This window comes from Virgibacillus senegalensis (assembly GCF_000821245.2).
In the GTDB taxonomy this organism is placed as follows: Bacteria; Bacillota; Bacilli; order Bacillales; family Amphibacillaceae; genus Sediminibacillus; species Sediminibacillus senegalensis.
Genome location: NZ_LN611425.1, coordinates 548409 through 563323, shown reverse-complemented (window position 1 = coordinate 563323; position 14915 = coordinate 548409). Strand labels below are relative to the sequence as shown.

Here is a 14915-nt window from a genome sequence, read left to right as displayed (position 1 = left end):
TTAGAACACTATAAGCCTTCACGCGTTCCCGTCATGCAAAAAAGTTGCATATCAATGTTTGACAATGATATACAACTGATCACTGAGCGCATGGCTTATTCCATCGAGTATAGCTTCTAGATTGGCTGCTACTTTTTCCATTTCTTCCTGTGTATCGCATAGAAAGATAGGAGCACCACCGTCGATTTTTTGTTTGTTCATCGTGATAACGGCTAAAATTGCTTTTTCCATTTTCATCCGTTGTCTCCCCCTTTTTTATTCGCTTTTGATTCAGAGGGCATTCGAATGGCGTTTTCCAGAACCGGAACAGCACCAATTATCCTTTTGGCCTTGTCAACATCCTTATCCTGCGGCAATAGAAAAACGCCTATACGGCCATCATCCAAATCCCGCTTAATCAATGGTACAAGCGCTGGTGTACCGGAATCCCGAAACACGCCTAAAGAAACCGAGACATCGTGAAGGATGGCCTGACGTTGTCCCAAATTTGCTATAGTCGAGCGGACATTAAAATTCTTTGGAGTCAGAATGAACCCCATTCCATATTTTAATATTTCTTCCTGCCGCTTTGGAAGGCCAATGTTCATAATATAAATGTTATCGACATACAGCCCGGCACCTTCGAAATGGATTTCATGATGGTCTATGTTAACCAATTCCTTCAGCGTAGCCCCGCTCATGAACTTTCTTATCATTAAATAACAAATTAGCGAAATGACAATGGCAATCCAGACATTCCATACTAAATAAGAAAGTGTAGCGATAAATGCCGTGAAAATCACTAAATAATTTCTTCCTTCAAACGCAACTGCTATTCCTTCTATATATGTATTTCCCCGGGGGACCAGTTCGTAAGCGTCCAATTCTGTCAATGTATTTCGTTCCATGTTCCGCACTTCACGGAATTGGGAAGCAGCAATCGTGAGGAAAGTGACTGCAGTGAATTCCTTCTCCATAATGGCAGGAACGGCCACAGTACCAAGTGAAGCAGCGATAAATCCTAAGGAAATGTGGATGACCTTGCCGTGCAAATAAGTCGGGTATTGTCTGTAATCTGTACGGAGCATAACTAGTCTGGCAATGGTCCCGACCACTACGCCAAATAAAATTGGGTAAGTGTACTCATTCATGGTTCCACCTCATCTTTAGCTTTCTTTCAATGGTTTGGGCTAGAGTATCCAATTTATATTTTGTCACTAGAACTAGTTTGAGTAGAATTTGCAAAGCTATACCTCCGAACAACAAATCAAAAAATGCAAGCTCCCCAATCGAAGTATGGAACCCATAGCTGTTCATGATAAATCCATGAAGGATTTCGCCGCTTGTGATACCAAGGCTCCAAACCAAACACTTATCGATCAAGTTGTCAGCGAGAAACAAAAGCAGGATAACCGCTATAAGGGGAATCATTAACAGACGGGGAACAAAGAGCCAAATCGGGCTGATCAACTCCCAAAGCAGAATTCCGACGTAACAAAAGGTCATACACAAGCTGCCAAACAATAACAGAATCCATTCTTTTTTCTTTGCCAAATAAATAATTCCGGACAAAAAGGAAACAATGACTGCCAGATTCACCTGAAGATTGCAAACCAATACCTCAGTATTCGAACAACTTAATAGCAAAAGAATGACAAAAGAAAGATAAAATCTAGTTTTATTCTTTTTAAATAAGAAAGTAGCTGCTGTCCATAACAACCAGCAAATCCAATAAAACAACAAACCATCCACGGGCTTCACCTTCCATTAGCATTATAGCTTTCCAATAGCGGTTCTAAACCCGATAAATTACTCCGAACCATAAAAAACCGGAATTCTTTATGAATTCCGGTTTTGATCCACTCTTTGTTCAAACCAATCTTTTAAATGTCCAGAGACCACATACGGTTTACCCGCCAATTGTGCAGGTTGTCTACATTCAAGCAAGAGCATGACGATCTTTAATTCATGATGGATGGAAGCAATTCGTCCCACCAGGGAATCCACCCCATCTTCAAGAAGTATCTTAAGCAAACTTCCAGCCATTCCAAATGCTTCAGCACCCAAGATCAAAGATTTAGCACCATCCATCCCATTTCTAATACCACCGGAAGCAAGTACATGAGCTTCCGGCAAAGCTGCCTTTATTTCTTTAACGGATGCAGGCGTCGGAATTCCCCAATTATCAAAAACGGATAAGGGGTCCTTCCTTCTGCGGTTTTCAACCTTGGAGAAATTGGTCCCCCCCATTCCCGCTGCATCTAAGTATGTAACCCCTAGCTCATGTAACCGGATTGCTGTCTCTTTCGATAAACCGTGTCCTACTTCCTTAACAACTACTGGAACCGGAATGTTTTGTACGATTGCTTCGACACGTTTTTCCATTTGTCGGAAATCTCTGTCGCCTTCGGGCATGATTAGCTCCTGCAATACATTTAAATGGATTTGCAGTGCATCTGCTTCCAGCATATCCACCGCACGTTGAGCTTGCTTTAATGTCGCCTCGCTTCCTATATTAGCGAAAACAATACCATTAGGATTTTCTTTTCGGACAATTCGATAGGAAGGTTCTTCTTCCGCATCTTTCAAGGCCGACATTTGGGAACCGACTGACATGCCAATACCCGATTCAGCTGCAGCTGCAGCTAACTGGGCGTTGATTTTTTCCGTTTTGCTGCCACCTCCACCAGTCATGGCATTAACAAAAAGGGGCGAACTTAAAGCAAGTCCGCCCACATTAGTATGAAGATCGATATCTTCCCAATGGAGAGAAGTGACACTTTGATGGACTATTTCCATATCATCAAAAGGACTCCAGCCCTCGCGATTGGATTCAATGGCATATTTGATATGCTCTAATTTTCTTTGTTTTCTGTTCATCCGTTTTCACCATCACTTATACTTATCGAGCTTATCCCCGATCATATCACCTAACTGAAAACCGGAATGATCTTCTTCTTTTTCATACTGTTTGAGTTCAGCCTGATCTTGATCGCGCTCCAGTTCTTTAATACTTAAGGACATGCGCTGATCTTGTTCATTCACATCCAACACTTTCACTTGTACTTCTTGCCCAACATCCAACACTTCCTGTGGAGTACCGATATGCTGGTTGGAAATTTGGGAAATATGAACAAGTCCTTCAACTCCTGGGAAAACTTCGACAAACGCACCGAAGTTCACCAGACGTTTAACCGTACCTTCCACAACAGAACCAGGCTGTACTTTCTCTTCAACACCATCCCAAGGCCCTGGCAATGTTTCTTTTAAGGATAAAGAAATGCGTTCATTGTCTCTATCCACCGAAAGTACTTTAACGTTGATTTTTTGTCCTTCTTCTACTACGTCAGATGCTTTCTCTACATGCTGGTAGGATAATTGGGAGATGTGTACCAAACCGTCTATGCCGCCAATATCTACAAAAACCCCGAAATCGGTAAGCCTTTGAACAGTACCTTCCAACACCTGTCCTTCTTCAAGTGATTGGAGTACTTCCTGCTTACGGCTGGCCTGTTCCGCTTCAGAGACAGCACGATGAGAAAGAATGACCCTGTTTTGTTCACGGTCCAGCTCTACCACTTTTAAGCTTAATGTTTTATTTTTGTAATCTGCAAAATCTTCAACATAATAGGTTTCTACAAGAGAAGCCGGGATAAAGCCACGCAGTCCGACATCGACCACTAAGCCACCCTTTACGACATCTTTTACTTCTGCCTCGAAGATTTCACCACTATTAAATTTTTCTTCTAAATCTTCCCAAGCTTTATCTGCATCGACAGCACGTTTGGAAAGAACGACTTCATCGTCTTCCACTTTTTTCACTTGAAGTGTCAGTTCTTCGCCTTCCTTTACTACATCGGAAGCTTTTTCTACGTGCAGGCTGGAAAGCTCACTGATAGGTACAATCCCTTCCACTTTATAACCGATGTCAACGAGCACTTGTTTTTCTTCTACTTTAACTACCTTTCCTGTCACCTGATCACCGGTAGATAGCTGTTGTAAATCTGAAAATTCATTGTTCATTTCATCCATAAAGAGACCTCCTTCAATTTCCGACACAACCAATCTTATGAAATGCCTTTTTTCTAACTTCTAATATTTACCCATTTTTGTCAAGCGATAGGCAGTGAGCACTTACCGATTTTCATCAATCAGTTTTTGGATCTCCTGCATGATCACTTGGGTAACATCCTTTGCTGATATCTTGTTTTCCCGATATTGTTCCATTTCAATCGGCTTTCCGTAAACAACTTTTAATTGTTTAAACGGCTTATAAGGTCCGATAATCGCACACGGGACGATATATGCCTGGGAACGGAGGGCAAAAAAACCCGCTCCGGCCAATCCCTCTCCGACTTCACCGGTCTTATTTCTAGTCCCTTCCGGAAAAAGACCAAGGGTATTGCCTTCCTCCAGTATTTTCAAAGCCTGGCGCAACGCGTTCCGGTCCTTCATTCCGCGTTTGATCGGAAAAGCATGAAGCCTCGTCAACAACCCGTTTAAAAACGTATTATTAAATAATTCCTCTTTCGCNATGTTTCTTTTAAGGATAAAGAAATGCGTTCATTGTCTCTATCCACCGAAAGTACTTTAACGTTGATTTTTTGTCCTTCTTCTACTACGTCAGATGCTTTCTCTACATGCTGGTAGGATAATTGGGAGATGTGTACCAAACCGTCTATGCCGCCAATATCTACAAAAACCCCGAAATCGGTAAGCCTTTGAACAGTACCTTCCAACACCTGTCCTTCTTCAAGTGATTGGAGTACTTCCTGCTTACGGCTGGCCTGTTCCGCTTCAGAGACAGCACGATGAGAAAGAATGACCCTGTTTTGTTCACGGTCCAGCTCTACCACTTTTAAGCTTAATGTTTTATTTTTGTAATCTGCAAAATCTTCAACATAATAGGTTTCTACAAGAGAAGCCGGGATAAAGCCACGCAGTCCGACATCGACCACTAAGCCACCCTTTACGACATCTTTTACTTCTGCCTCGAAGATTTCACCACTATTAAATTTTTCTTCTAAATCTTCCCAAGCTTTATCTGCATCGACAGCACGTTTGGAAAGAACGACTTCATCGTCTTCCACTTTTTTCACTTGAAGTGTCAGTTCTTCGCCTTCCTTTACTACATCGGAAGCTTTTTCTACGTGCAGGCTGGAAAGCTCACTGATAGGTACAATCCCTTCCACTTTATAACCGATGTCAACGAGCACTTGTTTTTCTTCTACTTTAACTACCTTTCCTGTCACCTGATCACCGGTAGATAGCTGTTGTAAATCTGAAAATTCATTGTTCATTTCATCCATAAAGAGACCTCCTTCAATTTCCGACACAACCAATCTTATGAAATGCCTTTTTTCTAACTTCTAATATTTACCCATTTTTGTCAAGCGATAGGCAGTGAGCACTTACCGATTTTCATCAATCAGTTTTTGGATCTCCTGCATGATCACTTGGGTAACATCCTTTGCTGATATCTTGTTTTCCCGATATTGTTCCATTTCAATCGGCTTTCCGTAAACAACTTTTAATTGTTTAAACGGCTTATAAGGTCCGATAATCGCACACGGGACGATATATGCCTGGGAACGGAGGGCAAAAAAACCCGCTCCGGCCAATCCCTCTCCGACTTCACCGGTCTTATTTCTAGTCCCTTCCGGAAAAAGACCAAGGGTATTGCCTTCCTCCAGTATTTTCAAAGCCTGGCGCAACGCGTTCCGGTCCTTCATTCCGCGTTTGATCGGAAAAGCATGAAGCCTCGTCAACAACCCGTTTAAAAACGTATTATTAAATAATTCCTCTTTCGCCATAAAATAAATATTACGCGGAGAAGTAATACCGACCACCGGCGGGTCAAAATTAGAAATATGATTGGAACAGATGATGACCGGTCCTTTTTCCGGGACATTCTCAGCACCGACTACTTTAATCCTGAATACAGGGTAAAGTAAAGCGGCAACGACGTTCTTAGCAAATGTATATAAGCTCATATTCCCAAATCCCCTCTAGCTTTTTCTCACTTTTTCCACAACATCCAAAATGCGATTCGCAACACCCTCGATGGAAAGGGAAGTAGTATCGATTTCCACTGCATCCACTGCTTTAATCAATGGCGATGCTTCACGTTCAGAATCGAGCTGATCTCGTTTTTCAATCTCTTTCTTTAATTCGTCTAAATTGGAAGGGAATCCTTTTTCCTGGTTTTCTTTGTGTCTACGTTCGGCTCTCTCTTCTACAGATGCCACCAAAAATATTTTCACTTCTGCATCCGGAAGTACATGGGTGCCTATGTCTCTGCCATCCATAACGACACCGCGCTTTTCCGCAAGTGCTTGCTGTCTCGAAACCATTTCCTTGCGCACTTCCGGATGCTTGGCTACAATCGAAACCTTACTGGTGACTTGTTGCCCCCTTATCTCATGGGAAACATCTGTATCGTCTAAAAGCACGCTTTGACCGTTGTTCGTTTGTTTTAAATCGATTGTTGTTTGCTTGAGCAGTTCCAACAGGGCTTGTTCATCTTCCAAATCAATCTCTTTCTGAATTGCCTTATAAGTAATGGCGCGGTACATCGCACCTGTATCAATATAAATATAAGATAATTCTTCAGCGATCAATTTAGCGACTGTACTCTTCCCGGCTGCTGCGGGGCCGTCAATTGCTATTGCTAGTTGTTTTTGTTCCATTTGGTTCTACATTCCTCTCTTGCTAAAAATATAAACTATTCATCGGTATGTACTGCATTTAGCGCTTTCCCCATTCATAAAGCCAACCATCTAATTTCGCATTCCTTTTCTGGTTTCGATCCCACGTCTTCTCGCCTCGAGTTGCTTTTCAAAGCAAAACCGAATGATTGACTGACGACTTTGTTCATCGATTTCATCAAATTTGACCGATAAAAGCGGTCGCTGCCCTTCCGGCCGATCATGCGTACGGATTACTTGCGCTACGGTTTTTACGTAAGTGGTCCCGGCAGCTTCCAAAGGTAAAACCATTATCAATTCCAATTGTTTACCGGGAAGTATCTCCCGTCCTGGAGGCAGTACAAGCGACAATCCTCCGCCACTTATATTCTGTGTGATGGTGGTAAAGGGAAGCAATTCCTTTTCGGCGTCGTGTACTGATATATCAACCGCGGTCTCTATGCGTACATATTCCCTTCGCTGAACTTTGGCCAGCTGACCTTCTCCTGGATAGTTTAACACAAGCGTAGGAATTTTTAACGTTTTCTTGTCCTTTAACTCTGTTTCAAAGCTGTACACTGCATCATCTTCTCCGACAAAACTGGTAGTGAAAATAGTTCCTCTTTCGAACAGGCTCGTTCTTCCCGTTATCTGATGAACCGGATAATCCACGAATAAAAAACTCCCTTGTTGCTCTACTACTTTACAACGATAGCGCTCTATTCCCTCATTGTTTTCTATTTCCAAGGTGAGCGGTGTGCCGATTTTTATCAAAGGTTCCGCCTCTCTCTATCTTTTTTTAGCATTTTTATTATCTCAAAAAACAAGGAAAAGGGAAAGGCGTAAAATCCCTTCCCTAAACCGCATCTTCAAATTTTTCTTCTGCACCTTTTAATTTTTCCACTTTTTCTTCTGCTCCATTTTCGGCGTTAATGAAAATCCGGTACGTATCATTTCCTAAAACGCCTAAAAACTCATGGGTGAGCACTTCTTCGCCAGAATCATTTTCGATAACCGCAAGTCTATGTTCTTGAATATCGACATTTTGGTTTACTTTTTCTTTCGCTTCTTCTTCTGAAAGTTCAGGCTTCGGTAAATCCCGCTCCTGGTGATTCATGAAATAATCGCGGGAGGTGAATCCAAGTAAATCTCCGTTATCGAGCGCCACCTTCACTTGAACAGAATCAGGATACATTCGAATATCATCTTGAGAATACAAGAAATTGTACACTCCAACACTGTCATATTGGCTGCTTTGGAAAAGCTCCATATTGTCCAATCCCATATTTTTTAGATATTTTTCAGCTTTGTTCATTCCTTCATTGAGACTGATTCCAGGCTCTTTAACTTCTCGGTTGATAATCAAGGACAACGGATGACCACCTTTTATGGACATATCCATATACCCATCTCTTCCGTCTTTATGAAAAGAAGCACTGTAAGTAGCTATTTCCGCTCCGTCTCCTGATTTCGTTATTCTGATATCCCCTGGATCTTCGACTTCGAACATTCGCTGCGCTCTTTCCGTAGCCTGTTGTTCATTAATATTTTGGCCATTCAGGGACTGATATTCATGTTTCTTTTTTGAAGTTCCGGTCATGCTGACACCCATGTTCCCTTCCGAATAGCCTTCTACTGTCTTTTCCACTGTTTCAAATCCGTCTATTATCGTATTGTCCGCCTGTTGATCATTTGTAGCCAATGCTAGCTGTACATCCATCCAACGCAGATTGTTTTCCAACACCAGGTGCTGAACATTACGCAGTTCATCACGTATTTCTCCGGATGTTTCATAAAGTGATTCAAGGTTTTTTGTTTCTTCATCAGACAGCGGATCCTTTTCCAAGTCCCTGATTGCTGTATTATAACTAAAATCGCCGATATCGGACAAAAACTCTTCCGTTTTATTGAATGGGAGCAAAGCCAACGGAAGCTGACCAACGTCATTATGCGCCTCCGATGTAAGCCTCCATATGTCTGCCAACTGCGGTGATAAACGTTCCCTCGTATTCATTGCCAGGGTAGTACCAATTTGGTCATGCAGCAAGTCCATGTGGTAGGACAAATCATGGAATGACCGTTGGTAAGTGTTTTCAGCCTGAACGAGAATAGCATTTTTCTCCTGGTGTTCCTGATACCCCCAAATCCCTGTAGCTCCTACAGCCAAAGCCAAAACTGCAACTAAAATCCATCTAATCATTTTGTGCGCCACCTTTCTTACAAACAAAATATATGCTTGCCGATTTGTTTGATTTGCGGTCTTGACCAAATCCAGCCGGATGTAGCTGTATTCGGATTAAAGTAATAAGTTGCCTCGCCAGTAGGATCCCAGCCGTTGATAGCATCAAGCACAGCTTTTTCAGCAGATTCATTCGGCGTCAGCCAAATTTGTCCATCTGCCACAGCTGTAAAGGCACGCGGCTCGAAAATCACCCCGGACACCGTATTGGGGAAGGTCGGGCTCTCGACTCGATTGAGAATAACTGCCGCTACTGCAACCTTTCCTTCATATGGTTCCCCGCGTGCTTCCCCATGAACAGCATTCGCCATCAAACGGATGTCGTTTTGGGAAAATCCTCCGGGTACATTGACGGCTGTCGGCTCAGCGGTTGTACCCTGTTGGTTGTTACCGCCTTGGTTTCCTTTATTCCGTGCCTGTTGGTTGCCATCTTGTTTGACTTGTTGCTCTTTCGGAGTTCCCCCATAGTGGGTGAATTTTTTTCCTTTTCTGATTTGTTCTTGAACATATCCTTTATCATATTCACTTGCTTTCTCAAGCTTTTGCTTTGTCTTCGAACCGGCCAAACCGTCAATTTCCAGACCAAATTCATACTGGAAGTTTCGGAGCGCCCAATAAGTGCCCCATCCGAATACACCATCTATTTTTCCGTTATAAAAACCTAGATATTGCAGTCTCGCCTGTAATTCAATTACATCTTCTCCGGATGCTCCATGTTGGATCACTTGAGGGCTGAACGCCTGGACAGAACGTATTCCGTCAGCTGCCGGTATTCCAGCCATCAAAGCAAACACAAAAAACAAGAGAATAACTGTTCTTTTGAACCGCATACCATTTCCTCCTAAGCGTATCAAAGTCTTCGTTGTTGCCTTATTTTTTGAAAGCATGCTATTTTTATACATAGCAAGCTACAGAAATAGACAGCTTACTATTCCAACAAAAAAGCTACCCATGTATTGGACAAGGATAGCTTAAATTCATAGCTTATTGTATTTGTGACTTTTTCTCTGGGAGGACTATCACGTTTTTTAATGCATGTTGGTTGGCCAGCTTCACTTTCCGTAAAGCAAACGCCCATAGAAGAATCATAAAAGGAGTCAAGACATAGATCCAGGAAGGTACCGTTTCTAAAATGAAATCATACAAGCCATGCAGAGATACAGGAATCAACAAAGCAGACAAATGAGCGCTTTTAATCTTTTTCGTCAAACATTTGGCTCTCCCGAGATAATAGCCCATTATAACGCCGAACAAAGCGTGGGAAGACACAGGAAATAACGCTCTGCCGAAAGCATATTCAACGCCATGGGCAAGCAAGTAAAGTAAGTTTTCGACTGTGGCAAAGCCCAGGCTGATGGCAACACCATAAATAATTCCATCATAAAGAGAGTCAAAATCTGTATATTTATAAACTGTATAAAGGAAAATGAACCATTTAAAAAATTCTTCCATTAAACCGGTCAATAAAAAAGATCGAATCAGCGGCGCCTGCCCGATCCCCTCCTCCGCAAAAGCATACTGGATAAACATTAACGGAAACACTAAAAGAGCCCCGTACATAAACGTCCGGAACACGGTAGTCAAGGGTTCAGAATAAAATCTGTCTTTTAAATAAAAAAAGGACATTAGCGCCAGTGTCGGTGCAATCCCTGCAGATAGGACAGCAAACATATCGACACCCTCTTTCAATCTAATATGATTCATCGTATCATGAAGTTGGCGCAAATTAAATAGTCATAAAAAAAGTAGGTGGAAAAACTTGAAAAAAATTCTTATCATCCATACGGGCGGTACCATCTCCATGAAAGAGGATAAAAATAGCGGCACTGTTACTACTTCCAACGAACACCCACTATCAAACACCGTGTCTTTGTTTGATCATGATGCCCATATCGAAGAAGATTTTTTATTTAACTTGCCTTCTCCTCATATTACACCTGCCCATATGCTTGAATTGGGAAGACGCATTCATGACAAGCTCGCTGCAGGTAAATTTGACGGGATTGTCGTGACTCATGGAACCGACACTTTGGAAGAAACAGCTTACTTTCTCGATTTATTTTTGCAAACGAGAAAGCCAGTCGTTGTCACAGGAGCTATGCGTTCCAGCAACGAAATCGGCTCTGATGGTTTATACAATTTAATTAGTTCGATACGGGTCGCCAATACGGATGAAGCACAGGATAAAGGTGTACTCGTTGTAATGAATGATGAAATACACACAGCTAAAAATGTCACCAAAACATCGACCAGCAACATAGCAACCTTTCAAAGTCCTCAGTACGGACCGATTGGAATTATTACAAAACAGGAAATTCTGTTCCACCAAAAGCTGATATCTTATGAATCCTATCCTATTCAGCAGTTAACCAAAAATGTTGCGTTAGTTAAAGTATATGCAGGGATGGAAGGTAGTCTTATCAGAGCAATCCACAGCACAGGTATTTCCGGACTGGTTATTGAGGCACTGGGACAAGGAAATGTTCCGAACGGAATCATTCCAGCCCTTCAAGAAATTATGGATGACGACATTCCGATTATCCTTGTATCCCGATGCTACCAGGGAATTGTCCAGGCTACCTATGTGTATGAAGGAGGCGGAAGACAATTAAGAGATATGGGTATTATTTTCGCAAATGGTCTTACCGGGCCCAAAGCGCGAATCAAATTGATGGTAGCACTCGAATTGACGAATAATTTGACAGAGCTTGCTCCGATGTTTGAGTAACCATATATACTTCCAACTCGACACTTCAGGACTGGGGTCAGCGAAGAAGTTTTAGAATGTCCTCAATTCATAAAAGATTTCCTTTCCGCTCATGAAAAAAGCTGCAGGTAACACCGAGGCCACTGAAAAAGTCCTTTTAATCTAAAGTGGCTGTCAACGCTCGTTGTTGATTCCGCGAATCGCTTGTCGGTGGATGCTTGCCGCGAGCACGGCCTCAGCTAACTTGGTCAAGAAGATTCACTTGACCAAGTGGATCTTCGGCTCGCGCTGTTCCCGCAGGCGTTACCACCGCTCGCTCATCGCGGAATTACCAAGGGCCAATCTAAAAAGAGTTGGTTTTCTTTGATTTAAAAAAGAAAACCAACTCTTTTTTCTTGTACTGTTATAAACCTGGTGCCAAAACCAAGAGTTATTCGTTCCGAAGAACATATCGATCAACTCACCTTTCAAAACAGTGATACCTTAAAGAAAGAGAGAAGGAACGATATAAGATTGAAGCTAAAAATAGCGAATTGAAGCATAGACACAGATATGAAGTCGCCTCACCTTAGGGTCTCGAAGGCATGAGCATTCAAAGTTCGATGACGATTTTCACGGCAAACGTAAAACGAATCGTTAAACTAATGAAGGAATAGAGGGCACAAACCTCTAAAAATTAGACGAAAAGCGGTCCGTGTGGAAATTAATTTCCGCACGGACCGCTTTTTTTAAATTCTACCTATCATAAAACTTCAGTTTTTCAGTGGCCACTGTAACACCTGCAGCTTTTCTTTTGGTTATTTATGTTTCGCCATAATAGATGCGGCGATCAGTCCGCCATGGAATCTTCCATTTTCTATAAAGACTTTGTTATTGTTATACCCTGCGGCAATGACGCCGGCTATATAGATATTTGGAACGTTCGTTTCCATCGTTTCTGAATCATGAACAGGTTCACCTGTTTCCGGATTGATGTCGATTCCCATTCCCCGAAGAAATTCATTGTCTGGCTGATAGCCTGTCATGGCAAAAACATAATCGTTTTTAATGATTTTTTTCTTGCCCTCTACATGATAATGAACCTCATCCTCGGTGATACGGTCTACCTCCGCATTAAATTCCATTTTGACGATTTCTTTCCGAACCAGTGAGGCAAACTCAGGCAAAATCCATGGTTTAATACTCGGAGAATACTCCATGCCTCGATAAATGACGGTAATATTGGCTCCAGCTTTATGTAGTTCCAAGGCAGCATCCACAGCTGAATTCTTCCCACCGATGATGACAACATCCTGCCCAAAGTAAGGATGGGCTTCCTTGAAATAATGCATCACCTTCGGAAGTTCTTCACCCGGAACCCCCATATAGCGCGGCTGGTCATAATAACCGGTTGCTACTATAACGTGTTCCGCCTCATAAGCCTGTTCTTTTCCCTTATCGGTTTTCGTTCGGATTTGGAAAAAATCCTTCTTTTTTATAACTTTTACTACCCTTTCAAAACGATTTATCCGGAGGTTTCTTCTTTCAGCGACTGTCCGGTAGTAAGCAAGCGCTTGATTACGCACTGGTTTTTTCTTTTCTGTTATGAAGGGAATGTCTCCAATTTCCAACCGGTCGCTGGAACTGAAAAACGTTTGATGGGTGGGATAACGATAAATGGAATTTACGACGTTTCCTTTTTCTATCAACAACGGATCTATCCCCCGTTTTTTCAATTCCAATGCGGCAGACATTCCACAAGGTCCTGCTCCGATTATAATCGTATTTTCTTTTTGCATCTCTTACACTCCTTTTGCCATACAAAAAAACCGTCTTCCCCCTCAAACAGCGTTAGCGTTATAGAAAGGAAAACAGAAACGGCACTTATCACAAGTGTGCTGATAAGTACCGCCCTTCAATCAAATCCAGCCTCTAAACCTTGCTGCCTCTGCCATTTTTCGGACGCCGACCATATAGGCGGCCAGGCGCATGTCTATTTTCCTGGTCTCTGCCGTATTATAGACATTGTTAAAGCCTTTAACCATGACCTTATATAACTTTTCTTCTATCTCTTCTTCCGTCCAATAGTAGCCCTGATTGTTCTGTACCCATTCAAAGTAAGAAACCGTGACTCCTCCTGCAGAAGCTAAAACATCCGGAACTAGTAAGATCCCACGCTCTGACAAAATCCGGGTAGCTTCAAGTGTTGTCGGCCCGTTAGCTGCTTCTACGATAATGGAAGCATTGATTTTATCGGCATTTTCTTCCGTTATTTGGTTTTCTACAGCGGCGGGAACTAAAATATCGCAATCCAATTCCAATAATTCTTCATTTGAAATCGTGTCTTCAAACAGCTTGGTCACCGTACCAAAACTGTCTCTTCTATCCAACAAATAATCGATATCCAGACCATCCGGATCATGGAGACCACCATATGCATCAGATATTCCAACAATTTTTGCTCCTTGATCGTTTAAGAATTTCGCTAAGAAACTCCCTGCATTGCCAAATCCCTGAATTACCACTCTTGAACCCTTTACCGAAATGCCTTTTTTCTTCACTGCTTCATCAATACAAATGGTAACACCTTTTGCGGTCGCGGACTCACGCCCGTGCGAACCGCCGAGTACAATCGGTTTCCCCGTAATAAATCCTGGATTATTGAATTCGTCGATTCGGCTGTATTCATCCATCATCCAAGCCATGATTTGTGGATTAGTGAATACATCTGGCGCCGGTATGTCCTTCGTCGGCCCGACGATTTGACTGATCGCCCGTACATATCCCCGGCTCAAACCTTCCAACTCTCTGAAGGACATTTCACGCGGATCACAGACAATACCGCCTTTCCCTCCACCATAAGGCAAATCGACAATACCAGCTTTCAAACTCATCCATATCGACAATGCTTTTACTTCTTTTTCTGTTACATCGGGGTGAAACCTTACCCCGCCTTTCGTTGGTCCTACTGCATCATTGTGCTGAGCTCGGTATCCTGTAAATATCTTAATGGAATCATCGTCCATGCGTACAGGTATCCGGACAGTCATCATCCTCACCGGTTCTTTTAGTAAATCAAAGACTTCTTCTGGATAGCCCAGTTTATCGAGTGCTGTTTGTACCACGGTTTGGGTTGATTTTAATACGTCCAGTTTGTCTTCATTTTGTTCGTTTGGAGAATCTGATGCTTTATCGGCTACCATGAACTTACCTCCCAATCATATTCAGTTCATCATTTTAGAGTTTTCGCAATTTCTTTCAGACAATAGTATACACGCTAGGTGTCAATATGCAATACGTAATCATCATTTGATAAATAAATAAT

Annotated in this window: 14 protein-coding genes and 3 pseudogenes; 2 read left to right on the top strand and 15 right to left on the bottom strand. The window is 42.3% G+C overall.

Features of this window, described 5'->3' with window-relative positions:
* Nucleotides 1-51 precede the first annotated feature (51 nt).
* The 13 genes and pseudogenes from BN1067_RS13595 to prsW all read right to left on the bottom strand — a co-directional run bounded on the left by BN1067_RS13595 (nucleotide 52) and on the right by prsW (nucleotide 10575).
* Nucleotides 52-237, bottom strand: coding sequence for a capping complex subunit for YIEGIA (locus BN1067_RS13595; protein ID WP_053219387.1), 186 nt, complete (start codon nucleotides 235-237; stop codon nucleotides 52-54).
* Complete coding sequence (locus tag BN1067_RS13590; RefSeq protein WP_053219386.1) at nucleotides 234-1130, bottom strand: YIEGIA family protein; 897 nt, start codon at nucleotides 1128-1130, stop codon at nucleotides 234-236. Before BN1067_RS13590 ends, BN1067_RS13595 begins: the two co-directional genes overlap by 4 nt.
* The gene (locus BN1067_RS13585) at nucleotides 1123-1731 is read right to left on the bottom strand and encodes a YphA family membrane protein (RefSeq protein ID WP_053219385.1); all 609 of its coding nucleotides are present in this window, start codon (nucleotides 1729-1731) and stop codon (nucleotides 1123-1125) included. Before BN1067_RS13585 ends, BN1067_RS13590 begins: the two co-directional genes overlap by 8 nt.
* Nucleotides 1732-1818: 87 nt before the next feature.
* A complete protein-coding gene (fni, locus tag BN1067_RS13580; protein ID WP_053219384.1) occupies nucleotides 1819-2859 on the bottom strand; it encodes a type 2 isopentenyl-diphosphate Delta-isomerase in 1041 nt (346 codons plus the stop codon).
* 12 nt (nucleotides 2860-2871) lie between these two features.
* Nucleotides 2872-4011 carry a 30S ribosomal protein S1 gene (gene rpsA, locus BN1067_RS13575; RefSeq protein ID WP_053219383.1) on the bottom strand — a complete coding sequence of 380 codons (1140 nt, stop codon included), beginning with the start codon at nucleotides 4009-4011 and terminating at the stop codon, nucleotides 2872-2874.
* Between the two features lie 102 nt (nucleotides 4012-4113).
* Nucleotides 4114-4512, bottom strand: a pseudogene (locus tag BN1067_RS13570) (lysophospholipid acyltransferase family protein); the annotation flags it as partial.
* Between the two features lie 2 nt (nucleotides 4513-4514).
* Nucleotides 4515-5288, bottom strand: a pseudogene (locus tag BN1067_RS13565) (S1 RNA-binding domain-containing protein); the annotation flags it as partial.
* A 102-nt stretch (nucleotides 5289-5390) separates the two neighbouring features.
* Complete coding sequence (locus BN1067_RS13560; protein ID WP_053219381.1) at nucleotides 5391-5972, bottom strand: lysophospholipid acyltransferase family protein; 582 nt, start codon at nucleotides 5970-5972, stop codon at nucleotides 5391-5393.
* Between the two features lie 15 nt (nucleotides 5973-5987).
* The gene (gene cmk / locus BN1067_RS13555; protein WP_053219380.1) at nucleotides 5988-6668 is read right to left on the bottom strand and encodes a (d)CMP kinase; all 681 of its coding nucleotides are present in this window, start codon (nucleotides 6666-6668) and stop codon (nucleotides 5988-5990) included.
* Between the two features lie 90 nt (nucleotides 6669-6758).
* Nucleotides 6759-7439: a flagellar brake protein gene (locus BN1067_RS13550; protein ID WP_053219379.1), complete on the bottom strand. Its 681-nt coding sequence runs from the start codon at nucleotides 7437-7439 to the stop codon at nucleotides 6759-6761.
* An 82-nt stretch (nucleotides 7440-7521) separates the two neighbouring features.
* Nucleotides 7522-8865 (bottom strand): germination protein YpeB, encoded by a 1344-nt coding sequence (ypeB, locus tag BN1067_RS13545; protein ID WP_053219378.1) that lies wholly within the window; start codon nucleotides 8863-8865, stop codon nucleotides 7522-7524.
* A 17-nt stretch (nucleotides 8866-8882) separates the two neighbouring features.
* Entirely contained in the window at nucleotides 8883-9686 is an 804-nt protein-coding gene (gene sleB, locus BN1067_RS13540) for a spore cortex-lytic enzyme (protein WP_234400742.1), read from the bottom strand.
* Between the two features lie 202 nt (nucleotides 9687-9888).
* Nucleotides 9889-10575 carry a glutamic-type intramembrane protease PrsW gene (prsW, locus tag BN1067_RS13535; RefSeq protein ID WP_053219376.1) on the bottom strand — a complete coding sequence of 229 codons (687 nt, stop codon included), beginning with the start codon at nucleotides 10573-10575 and terminating at the stop codon, nucleotides 9889-9891.
* A gap of 88 nt (nucleotides 10576-10663) precedes the next feature.
* On the opposite strand from prsW, the gene BN1067_RS13530 reads away from it, so the two are divergent.
* Both BN1067_RS13530 and BN1067_RS20245 read left to right on the top strand, forming a co-directional pair.
* A complete protein-coding gene (locus BN1067_RS13530; RefSeq protein ID WP_053219375.1) occupies nucleotides 10664-11632 on the top strand; it encodes an asparaginase in 969 nt (322 codons plus the stop codon).
* Nucleotides 11633-11970: 338 nt separating this feature from the next.
* Nucleotides 11971-12267 (top strand): annotated as a pseudogene (locus BN1067_RS20245) (IS5/IS1182 family transposase); the annotation flags it as partial.
* Nucleotides 12268-12408: 141 nt separating this feature from the next.
* On the opposite strand, the gene BN1067_RS13520 reads toward BN1067_RS20245, so the two are convergent.
* Nucleotides 12409-13389 carry a YpdA family putative bacillithiol disulfide reductase gene (locus BN1067_RS13520; RefSeq protein WP_053219374.1) on the bottom strand — a complete coding sequence of 327 codons (981 nt, stop codon included), beginning with the start codon at nucleotides 13387-13389 and terminating at the stop codon, nucleotides 12409-12411.
* A gap of 120 nt (nucleotides 13390-13509) precedes the next feature.
* Nucleotides 13510-14793, bottom strand: a complete 1284-nt coding sequence (locus BN1067_RS13515) for a Glu/Leu/Phe/Val family dehydrogenase (RefSeq protein ID WP_053219373.1) — start codon at nucleotides 14791-14793, stop codon at nucleotides 13510-13512.
* Nucleotides 14794-14915 lie beyond the last annotated feature (122 nt).